Genomic DNA, 13,259 nt, shown 5'->3' on the forward strand with positions numbered 1-13,259 from the left:
GGCGGATATGCTCGATATCAAACGCATCCCCATCCCCGCGCTGATCGGCATCGTGCTGACGGCATTGTTCGTGCTTGCGGCGGTCTTCGCCCCCTGGATCGCGCCGCACGGCAATGGCGAAATCGTCGGCGACGTCTGGGAACCGATGTCGGCTGCCCATTTGCTGGGCACCGACAATCTCGGCCGAGACCTGCTTTCGCGCATGATCTACGGCGCCCGCATCACTTTGTTCATCGCGGTGCTGGCCACCGCGCTGTCGTTCTCGCTCGGCGCCATTCTCGGCTTCTCGGCGGCCGTCTTCGGCGGCTGGTTCGACACGCTGCTGTCGCGCCTCGTCGATCTCTTGATGTCGATCCCGACACTGATCATGGGTCTCGTCGTGCTGTCGGTGCTGCCGACCAATCTGGTGACGCTGATCCTGGTGATGGGCATTCTGGATTCGACCCGCGTCTATCGCCTGTCGCGCGCGGTCGCCGTCGACATCAACGTCATGGACTATGTCGAAGCGGCGAAACTGCGCGGTGAAGGCAGCGGCTGGATCATCTTCCGCGAGATCCTCCCCAACGCATTGTCGCCGCTGGTTTCCGAACTCGGTCTGCGCTTCATCTACGCGGTGCTGTTCCTGTCGACGCTGTCGTTCCTCGGCCTTGGCGTGCAGCCACCGGACGCCGACTGGGGCGGCATGGTTAAGGAAAACAAAGACGGCATCGTGTTCGGCATCGCGGCCGCACTCATCCCAGCGGGGGCGATCGCGCTGCTGGCGATTTCCGTCAACCTGGTTGCCGACTGGGTGCTCAACCGGACGACAAGCCTCAAGGGAGGACGCGGGTGATGGCCGACACCAAAGCGAAGCTCGGGCAACCGAAGTCAGGCCTGCTGCTCGACATCCGCAATCTGCGCATCGAGGCTACCGTCTTCCCGCCCGGCGAACCGCCGAAGGACATCGTGCTGGTGCACGATGTCTCACTGACGCTCGAGAAGGGCAAGGTGCTCGGCCTGATCGGCGAATCCGGCGCCGGCAAGTCGACTATCGGCCTGTCGTCTATGGGCTACGGCCGCGGCGGCGTGCGCATCACAGGCGGCGAGGTGATCCTGAACGGCCGCGACATCCTCAAGGGCGGCAAGGACGGCTTCCGCAAATTACGCGGCCGCGAGGTCTGCTATGTCGCGCAGTCGGCGGCAGCGGCCTTCAACCCGGCGCACAGACTGATGGACCAGGTGGTGGAAGCCACCCTGCTGCACGGCACCGCGACACGCGCCGAGGCCGAGAAGCGCGCGGTTGCGCTGTTCAAGAAGCTCAGCCTGCCGAACCCTGAAACCATCGGCGAGCGTTTTCCGCACCAGGTTTCGGGCGGCCAGTTGCAGCGTGTGATGACGGCGATGGCCCTGTGCTCCGAGCCGGACCTGATCGTCTTCGACGAGCCGACCACGGCGCTCGACGTGACGACGCAGATCGACGTGCTGGCGGCGATCAAGGACGCCATCCGCGACACCCATGTCGCTGCGCTCTACATCACGCACGACCTTGCCGTCGTCGCCCAGGTCTCCGACGAGATCATGGTGCTGCGCCATGGAAGGCTGGTCGAATGGGGCGGCACAAGGCAGATCATCAAGGAGCCGCGCCAGGAATACACCAACGCGCTGGTCTCGGTGCATGAGATCGAACACCAGGAGCAGAAGCCCGGCACGTCGCCGTTCCTGTCGGTGAAGAACGTCACCGCCGCCTATGGCCGCAGCCATATCAAGGTGCTGAAGGACGTATCCGTCGACATCTATCCGGGCCAGACGCTGGCCGTGGTCGGCGAGTCCGGCTCCGGCAAGTCGACGCTGGCGCGCGCCATCACGGGACTTTTGCCACCCGAACAGGGTACCGTCACCTTCGACGGACGCGCGCTGGCCAACAGGCTGGCCGACCGGCCGAAGGAGGATCTGCGCCAGTTGCAGATGATCTACCAGATGGCCGATGTGGCGATGAACCCGCGTCAGACCGTCGGCACCATCATCGGCCGGCCGCTGGAGTTTTATTTCGGCATGCGCGGCCGTGAGCGCGACAGACGCGTTGCCGAACTGCTCGACAAGATCGAGATGGGCAAGGGATTTTCCGACCGCTACCCGGCCGAGCTTTCCGGCGGCCAGAAACAGCGTGTCTGCATCGCCCGGTCGCTTGCCGCCAAGCCGAAGCTGATCATCTGCGACGAGGTGACCTCGGCGCTCGATCCGCTGGTGGCACACGGCATCCTCGAGCTGCTGCTGGAGTTGCAGAAGGAAGAGAACGTCGCCTATCTGTTCATCACGCATGACCTTGCCACGGTGAAGTCGATCGCCGATTCAATCGCGGTTATGTATCGCGGCGAGGTGGTGCGTTACGGCCCCAAGGGCAAGGTGCTGAGCCCGCCCTTCGACGCCTACACCGACCTGCTGCTCTCCTCGGTTCCAGAGATGGAAATCGGCTGGCTGGAAAAGGCAATCAAGGGACGGCGCATGGCCAGCGCGGGGAACTAAAGCAATTCCGGGAAAACTGGGAACCAATACTGCCGGAAGAAAAAGACAGGCGCTTCCCCTGGAAATTGTGTCAGACCAAGCTGCCACATAGGGGCGTCAGCGACCGTCATCCGGATGCAACACTAGAGCGCCACACGTCCTTCGGGACGAGCGCCGCTCGCACGACTTTTAAACAGGGGTAGGACATGAAAACTGAACTCGATTATCTCGCCGAACTCGCCGGTCACGGCCGGATATCGCGCCGTGCCTTTCTTGGGCGCGCCGCCGCGCTCGGCGTATCGGCGGCCATGATGCCGGCGCTGGCCGGCAAGGCATTTGCCCAGACGGCGGTGAAGGGCGGTATCATCAAGGCTGGCCTGCAGGGCGGGGAATCCACCAACAGCCTCGATCCGGCGCTGAATCTCAGCCAGGTAACCTTCAGCTTCGGCAAGCTTTGGGGCGAGTATCTTGTGCGCCTCACACCGGACAACAAGCTGGTCAACCTGATTGCCGAAGAGATTGGCGCCTCAGCCGACGCCAAGACATGGACGATCAAGATCCGCGATGGCATCGAGTTCCACAATGGCAAGACGGTCGGCGCGGAGGACGTTGCCGCCACCATCGAGCGCCATGCGGACGAGAAGTCCAAGTCCGGAGCACTCGGCATCCTCAAGAACATCAAGGGCGTCAAGGCGAGCGGCAAGGAAGTCATCGTCACGCTCGGCGACGCCGATGCCGACTTCCCTTATCTGATGGCCGACTACCATCTCGTCATCCAGCCGAATGGCGGCAAGGACGATCCGAATGCCGGCATCAGCGCCGGACCCTACAAGGTTAGCGTCAACCAGCCAGGCGTGCGCCATGGCGGCGAGCGTTTCGCCAATTACTGGCTTGGCGACAAGGCCGGCCATGCCGACCAGGTCGAGATCATCGTCATCAATGATGCGACCGCACGGCTTGCAGCCTTGCAAGGCGGCCAGGTGCAAATGATCAACCGCGTCGAACCCAAGGTCGTCGATCTGGTCAAGCGCATCGCGGGCGTTTCCATCGAGAACGTCTCGGGCAAGGGCTACTATCCGTTCAACATGTTCTGCGACACCGCACCTTTCGACAGCAATGATCTGCGCATGGCGCTGAAGCTAGCCATGGACCGCGACGAGATGCTGGAAAAGATCCTGCGCGGCTATGGCTCGGTGGGTAACGACTTCCCGATCAACGAGGCCTATCCGCTGTTTTCCGCCGATATCGAACAGCGCAAGTTCGATCCGGACAAGGCGGCGGCAGCCTACAAGAAATCAGGCCACAGCGGCTCGATCGTGCTGCGCACCTCGGACGTCGCCTTCCCGGGCGCCGTCGATGCCGCACAGCTCTATCAGCAGTCCTGCGCCAAAGCCGGCATCAAGATCGAGATCAAGCGCGAACCCGGCGACGGCTACTGGTCGGAAGTCTGGAACAAGCAGCCCTTCTCGCTCTCCTACTGGGGCGGACGCGCCACGCAGGACCAGATGTATTCCACCGGCTATGTCTCGACAGCCGACTGGAACGACACGCGCTTCAAGCGGCCGGAATTCGACAAGATGCTGTTTACCGCGCGCGGCGAGCTCGACCAGGCCAAGCGCCAGGCGATCTACCACGATATGGCAGTGATGATGCGTGACGAAGGCGGGCTGATCGTGCCCTTCTTCAACCAGTTCATCGACGCGGCCGCCACCAACAAGATCGGCGGCTATGCCAAGAGCCCTATCGGCGAAATGATGGACGGCTACGCGCTTGCCGAGTGCTGGCTCAACGCTTGAGCGGACCCTGATCGGCCGATTTCATCTATCAGAACGCCGTGTGCCCGGGACGGCACACGGCGTTCCCGTTTCAACCGCCAACCGCATGGAGCAGCCCGTGGCGCTCAAATCCAAGCTTCTGCTGATCATCCTCGATGGCGTGCCTTACCGGAACTGGCGCCGGCTGATGGGCAATCTCGAAGGCTGGGTGCAATCGGGCGAGGCGCGCGTCTGGAAGATGCGCTCGGTGCTGCCGTCGACCTCGGCCTGCTGCTATGCCTCGATCCACACCGGGGTTTCGCCGCAGGTGCACGGGATTCTCTCCAATGAGAACCGTTTCCGCGTCGAGCAGCCCGATATCTTCTCCGAGGTCAGCAAGGCAGGCGGCAAGACGGGGGCGGTGACCCATTCCTACTGGTCGGAATTCTTCCGCGCCTACCCGTTCAACCTGGTGGAGGGCATGGAATTCGACGAGCCAGGCGGGCCGATCACGCATGGCCGCTTCCACACCATGACCGGTTACAATCTCCGCAACCAGATGACGCCGAGCGATGTCGACCTGTTCGCGACGCTGACCATGCTGACGAAACGCCATGGCATCGACTACGGCATCCTGCACACCTGCACGCTGGATTCGATGGGACACCGCTTCGGCCACGACTGCCACGAGATGGACCATGCCGTCTATGCGATGGACGGCATGCTGGCCGCCTTCCTGCCGCGCTGGATCGAAGCCGGCTATGAGGTGATCGTCACCGCCGATCACGGCCAGACCGATCGTGGCCATCACGGCGGCCATGACGACGAGATGCAGGATTTCGCGCTGTATTATTTTGGACTAGGCAAAGGGCCGGATACGGACACACTACTCGACCAGCTGCAGCTGGCGCCGACGGTGCTGAGCCGACTGGGCGTTCCCGTGCCCGCAACGATGAAGGCGAAGTCTTTCTTGGAGTGAGAAGCGGTCCGCGAAGCTCTTCCCTTCTGCCCTTGTGGGAGAAGGAAGAGGCGCACCTCTGGCAACCTCCGTGCTCTTCGGTTAGCCTCCGCAAAATTCCTTGGCGGAGGATGAACCTTTTTGGGCCGATCAGCGACAGAGCAGACAGGAGCCAGGCGGCTCGACCGGCCATGACGGCAGCGACGGAGACCGATCGCGCGCTTGTCGACCGGGTCGCGAAGGGCGACCGAGCCGCCGTGCGGCTCCTGTTCATGCGTCACCACGCGCGGGTCTACCGCTTCGTGGCGCGCCAGACGGGATCGGAAATGATGGCCGACGATATCGCCAACGAAGTCTTCCTCGAGCTGTGGCGTCAGGCGCCCGGCTTCGAAGGGCGTTCCGAAGTCTCGACATGGCTGCTCGGCATTGCCCGTTTCAAGGCGCTGTCCTTTCTGCGCAAGAAAAAGGAAGACTGGATCGACGACGAGGCCGCCGCCGCAGTGCCCGACGGCGCCGACACACCGGAAGTCGTCACCATGAAGGAAGACAAGGCGGCCGCCCTGCGGCGCTTCGTCGACGCCTTGCCGGAAGAGCATCGCGCCGTCATCGATCTTGCCTATTATCACGGGCAGTCGGTGAGCGAGATCAGCGAGGTGCTCGACATTCCGGTCGCCACCGTCAAGACCCGGATGTTCTACGCCCGCAAGAAACTCGGCGAGGCTCTCAAGGCCGCCGGTTACGATAGGGGGTGGCCATGAGCGCCGCTGAAAAGATGTCGCGCCGCGACGAAATGGAAACGCTGCTGCCGTTCTACCTGAACGGCTCGCTGGAAGGTTCCGACCTGGAAGCGGTCGAGGAATGGCTGGCCAGCGATCCGGCCGCACTTGCCGCCCTTGGCGAAGCTGAAGCCGAATTCTCCGGCGCCACGGCCGCCAACGAAGCAATCCGGCCGCCGGCCGATGCGCTCAGCCGCTTTGCCAAGGCACTCGACGCCGAGGCCGGGCCTGCGCGCAAGCCGGCAGGATCGTCCTGGCTGGCGCAGGCCTGGGGCCGCTTCATGGCGGTGCCGGTCGGCGTCGCCTGGGCGGCAGCCGCGGTTCTGCTGGCGCTGGTCATGGTGCAGTCGTTTGTCGAACCCGGCGGAAAGGGCAATGATTTCGAGATTGCCGGCGCGCAAGACGATCTGGCGAAAATGCCGTACGCCCTGGTCAAGTTCAAGCCGGATGCGAAGATGTCGGACATTTCCGCCTTCCTCGGCAGCAACGGGCTGAAGATCGTCGGCGGACCGACCGCCGACGGCGTGTTCCGGCTCGGCATCCCTGCTGCCAACGCAGCCGACTACACCAGGCAAATCGGCCTTGTTGCCGCCCAGGCTTTCACGGAGACTGTGATCGAGGGAAGGAAACCGCTTGATGGCGGCTGAGGCGGTCATTCGATTTGCGGCAATGCTTGCGGCGGCGATGACAATCGTCGCCGTGCCCGCGTCGGCGCAGACCAAAGATCCCAATCCCGACCAGACGAAAATCGACTGCCGCGACGGGTCCAATGCGGCAGGCGCCGACTGCGCCAAGGATGGCAGCGACACAGAGGGCGGATCGGATGCGGCGCAATCCGGCGCGGTGTTCCTGCCGGCCCTGATCGTCGACCTGTTTCCCAACCCGGCGGCGCCCCCGACCCCTGTGCCGACGCCACGGCCCGAACCGGCGACGCCGCCGGCCGATACTCAAGCCGGCCCCCCGCCCGGTGGCCCGATCGTCTCGCCGACCGATCTCATTGCCGTTCAGCCGCGGCGCGCGGTGGTTGGCGATTTCGTGCCCGACGAGGTGCTGGTGACCGTCGACGGCGATGCCGGCGCTGTCCAGCAGATCGCCGCCTCCTTCGGCCTGCAGGTGCGCTCGCAGCGCCAGTCGCGGCTGCTTGGCACCACACTGGTGCGCTTCGGCATTCCCGACGGCCGGCCCGTCGGCGTCGTGCTGGCGCAACTGGCCGCCGACGGCCGCACCCAGCGGCGCGAGCCCAATCACGTCTATTCGCTGCAGCAGGCCGCCGGCATCGTCAACTATGCGTTCGACCGCATTGCACTCGATTCCAAGCAGGCCAGCGGAGAAAACGTCCGCATCGCGGTGATCGACACCGGCATCGACGACACCAACCCGGCGCTCTCGGGCGTCATTGCCGGGCAGTTCGACGCCATGCCCGACGTGCCGATCGAAAAGCGCGATCACGGCACGTCGATCGACGGGCTGATCGCCGGCGTCGGCGCGCTGGAAGGCATGGCACCGGGCGCAAAAATCTATCACGCCCGCGCCTTCGAGGGCGGCAAGTCGACCATGGACGTCATCCTGTCGGCGCTCGACTGGGCGGCGGAACAGGACGTGCGCATCATCAATATGAGCTTTGTCGGGCCGAAGAACGATTTGCTCGGCGTCGCCTGCCGCAATGCCCGCGCGCTCGGCATGGTGCTGGTCGCCGCAGCCGGTAACAACGGGCCGAAGGCGCCCTATGGCTATCCGGCCGCCTTCGATAGTGTCATCGCGGTGACCGCCACCGATGCCAAGGACGGGCTGATGCCGCAGGCCAATCGCGGCGCCTATGTCTTCATCTCGGCACCCGGCGTCGAGATGGTGGCGCCGAGCGGCGCCGGCTCGGATGTGGTCACAGGCACCTCGTTTGCCGCGGCGATCGTGAGCGGCGCCATCGCCAATCTCATCCATGCCGCGCCCGATCGCTCGGCCGACGACATCGAAAAGGCGCTCGCGGCAACGGCCAGGGATCTCGGCCCCAAGGGACGCGACAATGATTTCGGCTACGGCCTGCTGGACATCAAGGCGGCGGCGGCAAAGGACTAGTCTGCGACAGTCCAAGCCGCGGCTTGCGGAGGACGCACCAGAAAATAGAACGCGACGATGTGCGTGATCATCAGCAGCGGCACGTAGATGATCGGGATCGCGTAGGTGGCGCCCAGTTCGCCCGCACGCTGGGGGAGGCCGACCTGGATGGCGTGGTAATAGTCCACGATGAGGTCGACCGTCCCGACCAGATTGAAGGCGACGACGAGCGCCCAGAAGAGCTGAGGTATCCTCACCGTGAGCAGCGCCAGCATGGCCAGCACTCCTGTTGCAAGGTCGCCGTAGGCAGCAAACACGGCAAAGCCGGCAGGCAAATCGGGGCTGACGACACCCGGAACGAGGAAGACCAGCCCGAAGAAGCGGAAGCTGTGCAGAGCGGCAACAGCGCGCTGCGCCGCGACCCGGTCCATCGACCTGAGCCACGGCAAACCGTATGTAGCGAAGCAAAGCAGCCACGCGACATAGCCCAGAACAAGATGGATTTGGAATAGGACTTCGGTGGACATCTGGCCTCCCTCGGCAACTGGTTCATGCGGCCTCGAACACTGCGGTCAGGATACCGAGCCGACCTTGCATAAGATTTCGTCCGAGGTTGGCCGCAAGCTCAGCGAAGTCCGGTCCCATCACCACGCCGAGATTGGGCGAAGGCGGCGGCCCCGACGCGCGCAACTGTGCGAACCACGCCTTGGCGGCGTCGGTGTCGTCTTGCCATGCCAGCATGCGGAAGCTGGCCGGTTCGATCGCCTCGCGCGTCGCACCGGCTGTTAGGAGAAAGCTCGTCGCCGGCGTTCTCGCCCAGGGAAGCGGATAGTGCGGCTCGCCTCCAGACAACACGACGTCGTATGTGGCAAACCTGCCGCCTGGCTTCAGCACGCGCCGAATCTCGCTGTAGAGCAGCGTCCGGTCAGAGATGTTCATCGCCACGTGCTGCAACAGCACCGCGTCGAAACGGCCATCGTCGAATGGGAGCTCCAATGCGCTGGCGGTCTGGAACGACAGCTGCCCGCTCTGTCCCGTGCGCTCGGTCAGATAGCGCGCGGCATCCACGAAAGGCTCGCTGAGATCCACGCCAGTAACCCGGCAGCCATAGGTCGCAGCCAGAAAGCGCGCCGGCCCACCGACGCCCGAGCCGACGTCCAGTATCGACATGCCGGCAGCGATCCCCGCCAATTGGGCAAGCTCGCCGGTGGCAGCTAGCCCACGGGTGTGAAACTGGTCGAGAACGCCCAATTGTTGGGGCGTGAGGAGCTGGTCCTCCGGGCCGAGGGCAGCCAACACCGTCTTCAGCCGCTCGGTCAGGCCCGTCGCGCGATAATGGTCGCGTACCCCTTCAAGTTCATCGGTCATCGCATGATGTCTCCTAGGTTCAGCTCATACCTAGGCCCACTTCCATAATTCGACTACCCGGCGTAATAACAACAACCTATGAAGCAGAACTACACAGTCCGACATGGTGCGCTGGAGGGCATCGAGGCGTTCCTGGCTGTCGCTAGGCACCGCAACTTCCGCCGCGCCGCAGCGCAACTCGGCGTGACACCGTCCGCCGTGAGCCAGGCGGTGCGCGCGCTGGAGGCACGCATGGGTGCGGCGCTGTTCGTCCGCACGACACGGAGCGTCGGCTTGACCGAGCCTGGCCAGCGGTTCCTCGATCGTGCCGGCCCTGCTTTCGAAGAACTCGTCGCGGCCGGCGAGGCCGTGCGTGACATCGGCCAACGGCCGACCGGTCTGCTGCGCCTGTCCGTGCCCCGCGCTGTCGTGCCGTTGATCCTGGAGCCGATGATCGCGTCGTTCTGCCGGGCTTACCCCGAGATCGAGCTGGAGATCGCCGCGAGCGACGAGATGGTCGATCTCGCGGCCGGCGGGTTCGATGCCGGCATCCGTCTCGGCCAGTTCATCGCGGTCGACATGGTCGCGGTGCGGCTAACCCCATCGTTTTCGTTCGTGGTCGTCGGCAGCCCTGACTATCTCAAACGCCACGGCCGCCCCGAACGCGTCGATGATCTGCGCAACCACGCCTGCCTGCGCTTGCGCCGTTCGAATGGCGCCATAGCGCCCTGGGCTTTCGTCGACGGCAACGAGACGATCGAGGCGATGCTCTCAGGCCCGCTGATAGCGCACGATTATCCGACATTGCTCGGGGCCGCGATGCGGGGCGTCGGGCTGGCGCAGACGCCTCGACCAATCGCTGAAGCTCCGATAGCCGAAGGTAAACTGGAACCGGTGCTGGACGGCATTGCCGCCACGACGCCCGGCGTCTTCCTGTATCATCCCGGCAAGCGCCAAGTCCTGCCGAAGCTGCGCGCCTTCATCGACCACCTCAAATCCGCGGCGTGAGATGTCGGAATCCGGCCCCCTTGCGGTGGTCTCGCTTCTGCCGGCGTCGGGCGAGATTGATGCGGCGTGAGTGTCGCGTCTCAACTCGATCCCGCAGAGCACATGGCTTTGATCTCCAGCTACGCCGGCGCACCGGCGACTGACCCTCTCACCACCAGGTCGACCGGCCAGACCTCGCCTCGCGCGCCCTCCTCCAATCCTGAAATCCGTGCCGCCAGCCGCTCGGCGACACGGGCGCCGGCGAGACGGATCGATGAACGCGTCGTCGACAGCGGCACCGAGAAATTCTCCGGCCTCAGCCAGGGGAAGACATCGTCATGGGCGATCAGCGAGACGTCGCCCGGGATGCTCAAGCCGAGGTCGCGCACCGCACGCACGACGCCCAGCGCCATGATCAGGCTGGAGCAGGCGATCGCCGTCGGCGCGTCGTCCCCTTCCAGCAAACGCCTGGTGGCGCGATAGCCGTTCTCCTCGGTCATATCGACCGAGCAGACATGGCGTTCGATCAATGTCAGTCCGCTCGCGGCGAGTGCCCGGCGCACGCCGCGTTCGCGATGGATGGCGAAGGTCTCGCGGCCGTCACCGTTGATCAGCGCCAGCCGCCGATGACCGAGCTGGATCAGCAGCCTGGCCGCTTCGTGGAAGGCGCCCTCATTGTCGATGTCGGTGAAGGCGTAGTCGAAATCGAAGCCCTCACTGCGGCCATGGACGATGAAGGGAATGCCGAGCGTGTTGACCAGCGCCACGCGCCGGTCAGCGGGCCTTGGAGAGGAGATATAAACAGCGTCGACCTGCCGGTTGGCGACGATGCGCCGGTAGGTCGTCTCCTGGTCGTCGGCGTCGGCCGGCGACAGCACAAGGTCGAGCTCGTGCGAGCGGGCATAGTCGCCAAGGCCGGACAGGAACTCGACGAAATGCGGATCGATGTCGACGGACGCACCGGTCGGCAGGACATAGCCGATCATGCCGGTCTTGCCGGTCGCCAGCCGGCGCGCGCTCGGGTTGGGCCGATAGCCATGGCGCTTGGCGGCATCCATGACACGCCTGCGCGTCTCCTCGTTGACCTCGGGATAGCCGTTCAGCGCGCGGCTTACCGTGGTTTGCGAAAGTGCCAGCATGTGGGCGAGCTGCTTGAGGTTCACGAAAGTCTCCATTCCCTCAAAGCGCTTTTAAATTGAATCGACCCAAGTGCCACCGGGGCCGAGCCATACGAAGCCCAACCATAGACGCGGTTTGGGCATGTTTGAAACAAAAATTGCTGCTGCACTGCCATAATAGCATGCTGCGACGCACTTTTAGGGCGCAAATGCGCGAACCTAAATCGATTGATTCGCCAGCCTCTTGACTTCCCCGCGATTCAATGGCGTGATCGAAAAAGCCAAAGCGCTTTGGAAGACTCTTCGAAAGGTTGCGGTTCCTTTCCGACTGAGTCACAGTCCTGCGGCGTCGGCGGGCGGAATGGAGGTTCCGTCCGGTGTGTGAGACCCACTGGGAGGAATACCGATGAAGAAAATGCTTTTGCTGGGTGCTGCGTTTGCCACGTTCGCCCTGAACGCGCCCGCGCAGGCCGAACTGAAGTTCAAGCCCGGCGAAGACAAGCGCTTCAACTGGGCGAACTACGAAGAGCTCAAGAAAGTCGACCTCAAGGGTGAGACGCTGTCGATCTTCGGACCGTGGCGCGGCGAGGACGAAGGCCTGGTGCGCGGCGTTCTCGACTATTTCTCGGAAGCCACCGGCGTCGAGATCAAATACTCCTCCTCGGAGAATTACGAGCAGCAGATCGTCATCGACACGCAGGCCGGCAGCCCGCCCAACATCGCCGTGCTGCCGCAGCCGGGCCTCATCCAGGACCTGGCGTCGAAGGGCCTTTTGACGCCGCTCGGTGACGACACCGCCAAATGGGTCAAGGACAATTACGGCGCCGGCCAGTCATGGGTCGATCTCGGCACCTTCAAGGACAAGGACGGCAAGCCGGGCTTCTTCGCCTTCCCTTACAAGGCCGACGTGAAGTCGCTGGTCTGGTACTCGCCGGATAATTTCGAGGAAGCCGGCTACAAGGTGCCGAAGACCCAGGAAGAACTCGCCGATCTCGAAAAGAAGATCATCGCCGATGGCGGCAAGCCGTGGTGCATCGGCCTCGGCTCCGGCGGTGCCACCGGCTGGCCGGCAACCGACTGGGTCGAAGACCTGATGCTGCGCACCCAGCCTCCGGAGGTCTACGACAAATGGGTGAAGAACGAGATCCCGTTCAACGATCCGGCGGTGGTCAACGCCATCGACATTTTCGGCAAGATCGCGACCGACGACAAGATGGTCGACGGCGGCGCCAAGGCGGTTGCGGCGACCGACTTCCGCGACAGCCCGAAGGGCCTCTTTTCGGTGCCGCCGAAATGCTACCTGCACCACCAGGCATCGTTCATTCCGACCTTCTTCCCGGAAGGCACCAAGGTCGGCCAGGACGCGGACTTCTTCTACTTCCCGCCCTATGCCGCCAAGCCTGAACTGGGCACGCCCGTGCTCGGCGCCGGTACGCTGGCGATGATCACCAAGGACAGCAAGAGTGCGCGCGCGTTCATCGAATTCCTGAAGATGCCGCTCGCCCACGAGATCTGGATGGCCGAGGGCGGCTTCGTGACGCCGCTCAAGTCGGTCAACAAGGATGCCTATGCCAGCGACGCGCTGAAGAAGCAGGGCGAAATCCTCGCCAATGCCTCGACTTTCCGCTTCGACGGTTCCGACCTGATGCCGGGCAAGATCGGCGCCGGCGCCTTCTGGACCGGCATGATCGACCTGGTCGGCGGCAAGTCGGCACAGGACGTCGCCACCGACATCCAGAAGAGCTGGGACGCCATCAAGTAGACGGCTGGCACGTAGACGACCAAC

The 13,259-nt window shown here is 63.9% G+C and carries 12 protein-coding genes; 9 read left to right on the forward strand and 3 right to left on the reverse strand.

The window, feature by feature from the left end; genetic code table 11:
* The first annotated feature begins 7 nt into the window (after positions 1-7).
* From MESCI_RS01900 to MESCI_RS01930, 7 genes are all read left to right on the forward strand, one after another.
* Positions 8-832, forward strand: a complete 825-nt coding sequence (locus tag MESCI_RS01900; protein WP_013528250.1) for an ABC transporter permease — start codon at positions 8-10, stop codon at positions 830-832.
* Positions 832-2,502: an ABC transporter ATP-binding protein gene (locus MESCI_RS01905; protein ID WP_013528251.1), complete on the forward strand. Its 1,671-nt coding sequence runs from the start codon at positions 832-834 to the stop codon at positions 2,500-2,502. The genes MESCI_RS01900 and MESCI_RS01905 overlap by 1 nt, the downstream gene beginning before the upstream one ends.
* A 185-nt stretch (positions 2,503-2,687) precedes the next feature.
* A complete protein-coding gene (locus MESCI_RS01910) occupies positions 2,688-4,277 on the forward strand; it encodes an ABC transporter substrate-binding protein (protein ID WP_013528252.1) in 1,590 nt (529 codons plus the stop codon).
* A gap of 97 nt (positions 4,278-4,374) precedes the next feature.
* Positions 4,375-5,214, forward strand: coding sequence for an alkaline phosphatase family protein (locus MESCI_RS01915; protein WP_013528253.1), 840 nt, complete (start codon positions 4,375-4,377; stop codon positions 5,212-5,214).
* Positions 5,215-5,384: 170 nt separating this feature from the next.
* The gene (locus MESCI_RS01920) at positions 5,385-5,951 is read left to right on the forward strand and encodes a sigma-70 family RNA polymerase sigma factor (protein ID WP_013528254.1); all 567 of its coding nucleotides are present in this window, start codon (positions 5,385-5,387) and stop codon (positions 5,949-5,951) included.
* Positions 5,948-6,616: a hypothetical protein gene (locus tag MESCI_RS01925; protein WP_013528255.1), complete on the forward strand. Its 669-nt coding sequence runs from the start codon at positions 5,948-5,950 to the stop codon at positions 6,614-6,616. Before MESCI_RS01920 ends, MESCI_RS01925 begins: the two co-directional genes overlap by 4 nt.
* Positions 6,606-8,042 carry a S8 family serine peptidase gene (locus MESCI_RS01930; RefSeq protein ID WP_013528256.1) on the forward strand — a complete coding sequence of 479 codons (1,437 nt, stop codon included), beginning with the start codon at positions 6,606-6,608 and terminating at the stop codon, positions 8,040-8,042. The genes MESCI_RS01925 and MESCI_RS01930 overlap by 11 nt, the downstream gene beginning before the upstream one ends.
* Here MESCI_RS01930 and MESCI_RS01935 read toward each other — a convergent pair.
* Together MESCI_RS01935 and MESCI_RS01940 are read right to left on the reverse strand one after the other, a co-directional pair.
* Complete coding sequence (locus MESCI_RS01935) at positions 8,039-8,548, reverse strand: hypothetical protein (protein WP_013528257.1); 510 nt, start codon at positions 8,546-8,548, stop codon at positions 8,039-8,041. The two genes, MESCI_RS01930 and MESCI_RS01935, sit on opposite strands and share 4 nt — an antisense overlap.
* Before the next feature lie 22 nt (positions 8,549-8,570).
* Complete coding sequence (locus MESCI_RS01940) at positions 8,571-9,389, reverse strand: class I SAM-dependent methyltransferase (RefSeq protein ID WP_013528258.1); 819 nt, start codon at positions 9,387-9,389, stop codon at positions 8,571-8,573.
* Between the two features lie 78 nt (positions 9,390-9,467).
* Here MESCI_RS01940 and MESCI_RS01945 point away from each other — a divergent pair, with 78 nt between their 5' ends.
* A complete protein-coding gene (locus tag MESCI_RS01945; protein ID WP_013528259.1) occupies positions 9,468-10,376 on the forward strand; it encodes a LysR family transcriptional regulator in 909 nt (302 codons plus the stop codon).
* Positions 10,377-10,495: 119 nt separating this feature from the next.
* On the opposite strand, the gene MESCI_RS01950 is transcribed toward MESCI_RS01945, so the two are convergent.
* Positions 10,496-11,518, reverse strand: a complete 1,023-nt coding sequence (locus MESCI_RS01950; RefSeq protein ID WP_013528260.1) for a LacI family DNA-binding transcriptional regulator — start codon at positions 11,516-11,518, stop codon at positions 10,496-10,498.
* Between the two features lie 361 nt (positions 11,519-11,879).
* On the opposite strand from MESCI_RS01950, the gene MESCI_RS01955 reads away from it, so the two are divergent.
* Entirely contained in the window at positions 11,880-13,235 is a 1,356-nt protein-coding gene (locus MESCI_RS01955) for an ABC transporter substrate-binding protein (protein ID WP_013528261.1), read from the forward strand.
* The last annotated feature ends 24 nt before the right edge of the window (positions 13,236-13,259 follow it).

Source organism: Mesorhizobium ciceri biovar biserrulae WSM1271 (assembly GCF_000185905.1).
Classification (GTDB): domain Bacteria; phylum Pseudomonadota; class Alphaproteobacteria; order Rhizobiales; family Rhizobiaceae; genus Mesorhizobium; species Mesorhizobium ciceri.

What these genes read in the sequence shown, in the direction of transcription:
- MESCI_RS01920 (WP_013528254.1), top strand. Translation starts at nt 5,385, where the DNA reads ATGACGGCAGCGACGGAGACCGATCGCGCGCTTGTCGACCGGGTCGCG.
- MESCI_RS01935 (WP_013528257.1), bottom strand. Translation starts at nt 8,548, where the DNA reads ATGTCCACCGAAGTCCTATTCCAAATCCATCTTGTTCTGGGCTATGTC.
- MESCI_RS01930 (WP_013528256.1), top strand. Translation starts at nt 6,606, where the DNA reads ATGGCGGCTGAGGCGGTCATTCGATTTGCGGCAATGCTTGCGGCGGCG.
- MESCI_RS01900 (WP_013528250.1), top strand. Translation starts at nt 8, where the DNA reads ATGCTCGATATCAAACGCATCCCCATCCCCGCGCTGATCGGCATCGTG.
- MESCI_RS01940 (WP_013528258.1), bottom strand. Translation starts at nt 9,389, where the DNA reads ATGACCGATGAACTTGAAGGGGTACGCGACCATTATCGCGCGACGGGC.
- MESCI_RS01945 (WP_013528259.1), top strand. Translation starts at nt 9,468, where the DNA reads ATGAAGCAGAACTACACAGTCCGACATGGTGCGCTGGAGGGCATCGAG.
- MESCI_RS01925 (WP_013528255.1), top strand. Translation starts at nt 5,948, where the DNA reads ATGAGCGCCGCTGAAAAGATGTCGCGCCGCGACGAAATGGAAACGCTG.
- MESCI_RS01955 (WP_013528261.1), top strand. Translation starts at nt 11,880, where the DNA reads ATGAAGAAAATGCTTTTGCTGGGTGCTGCGTTTGCCACGTTCGCCCTG.
- MESCI_RS01905 (WP_013528251.1), top strand. Translation starts at nt 832, where the DNA reads ATGGCCGACACCAAAGCGAAGCTCGGGCAACCGAAGTCAGGCCTGCTG.
- MESCI_RS01910 (WP_013528252.1), top strand. Translation starts at nt 2,688, where the DNA reads ATGAAAACTGAACTCGATTATCTCGCCGAACTCGCCGGTCACGGCCGG.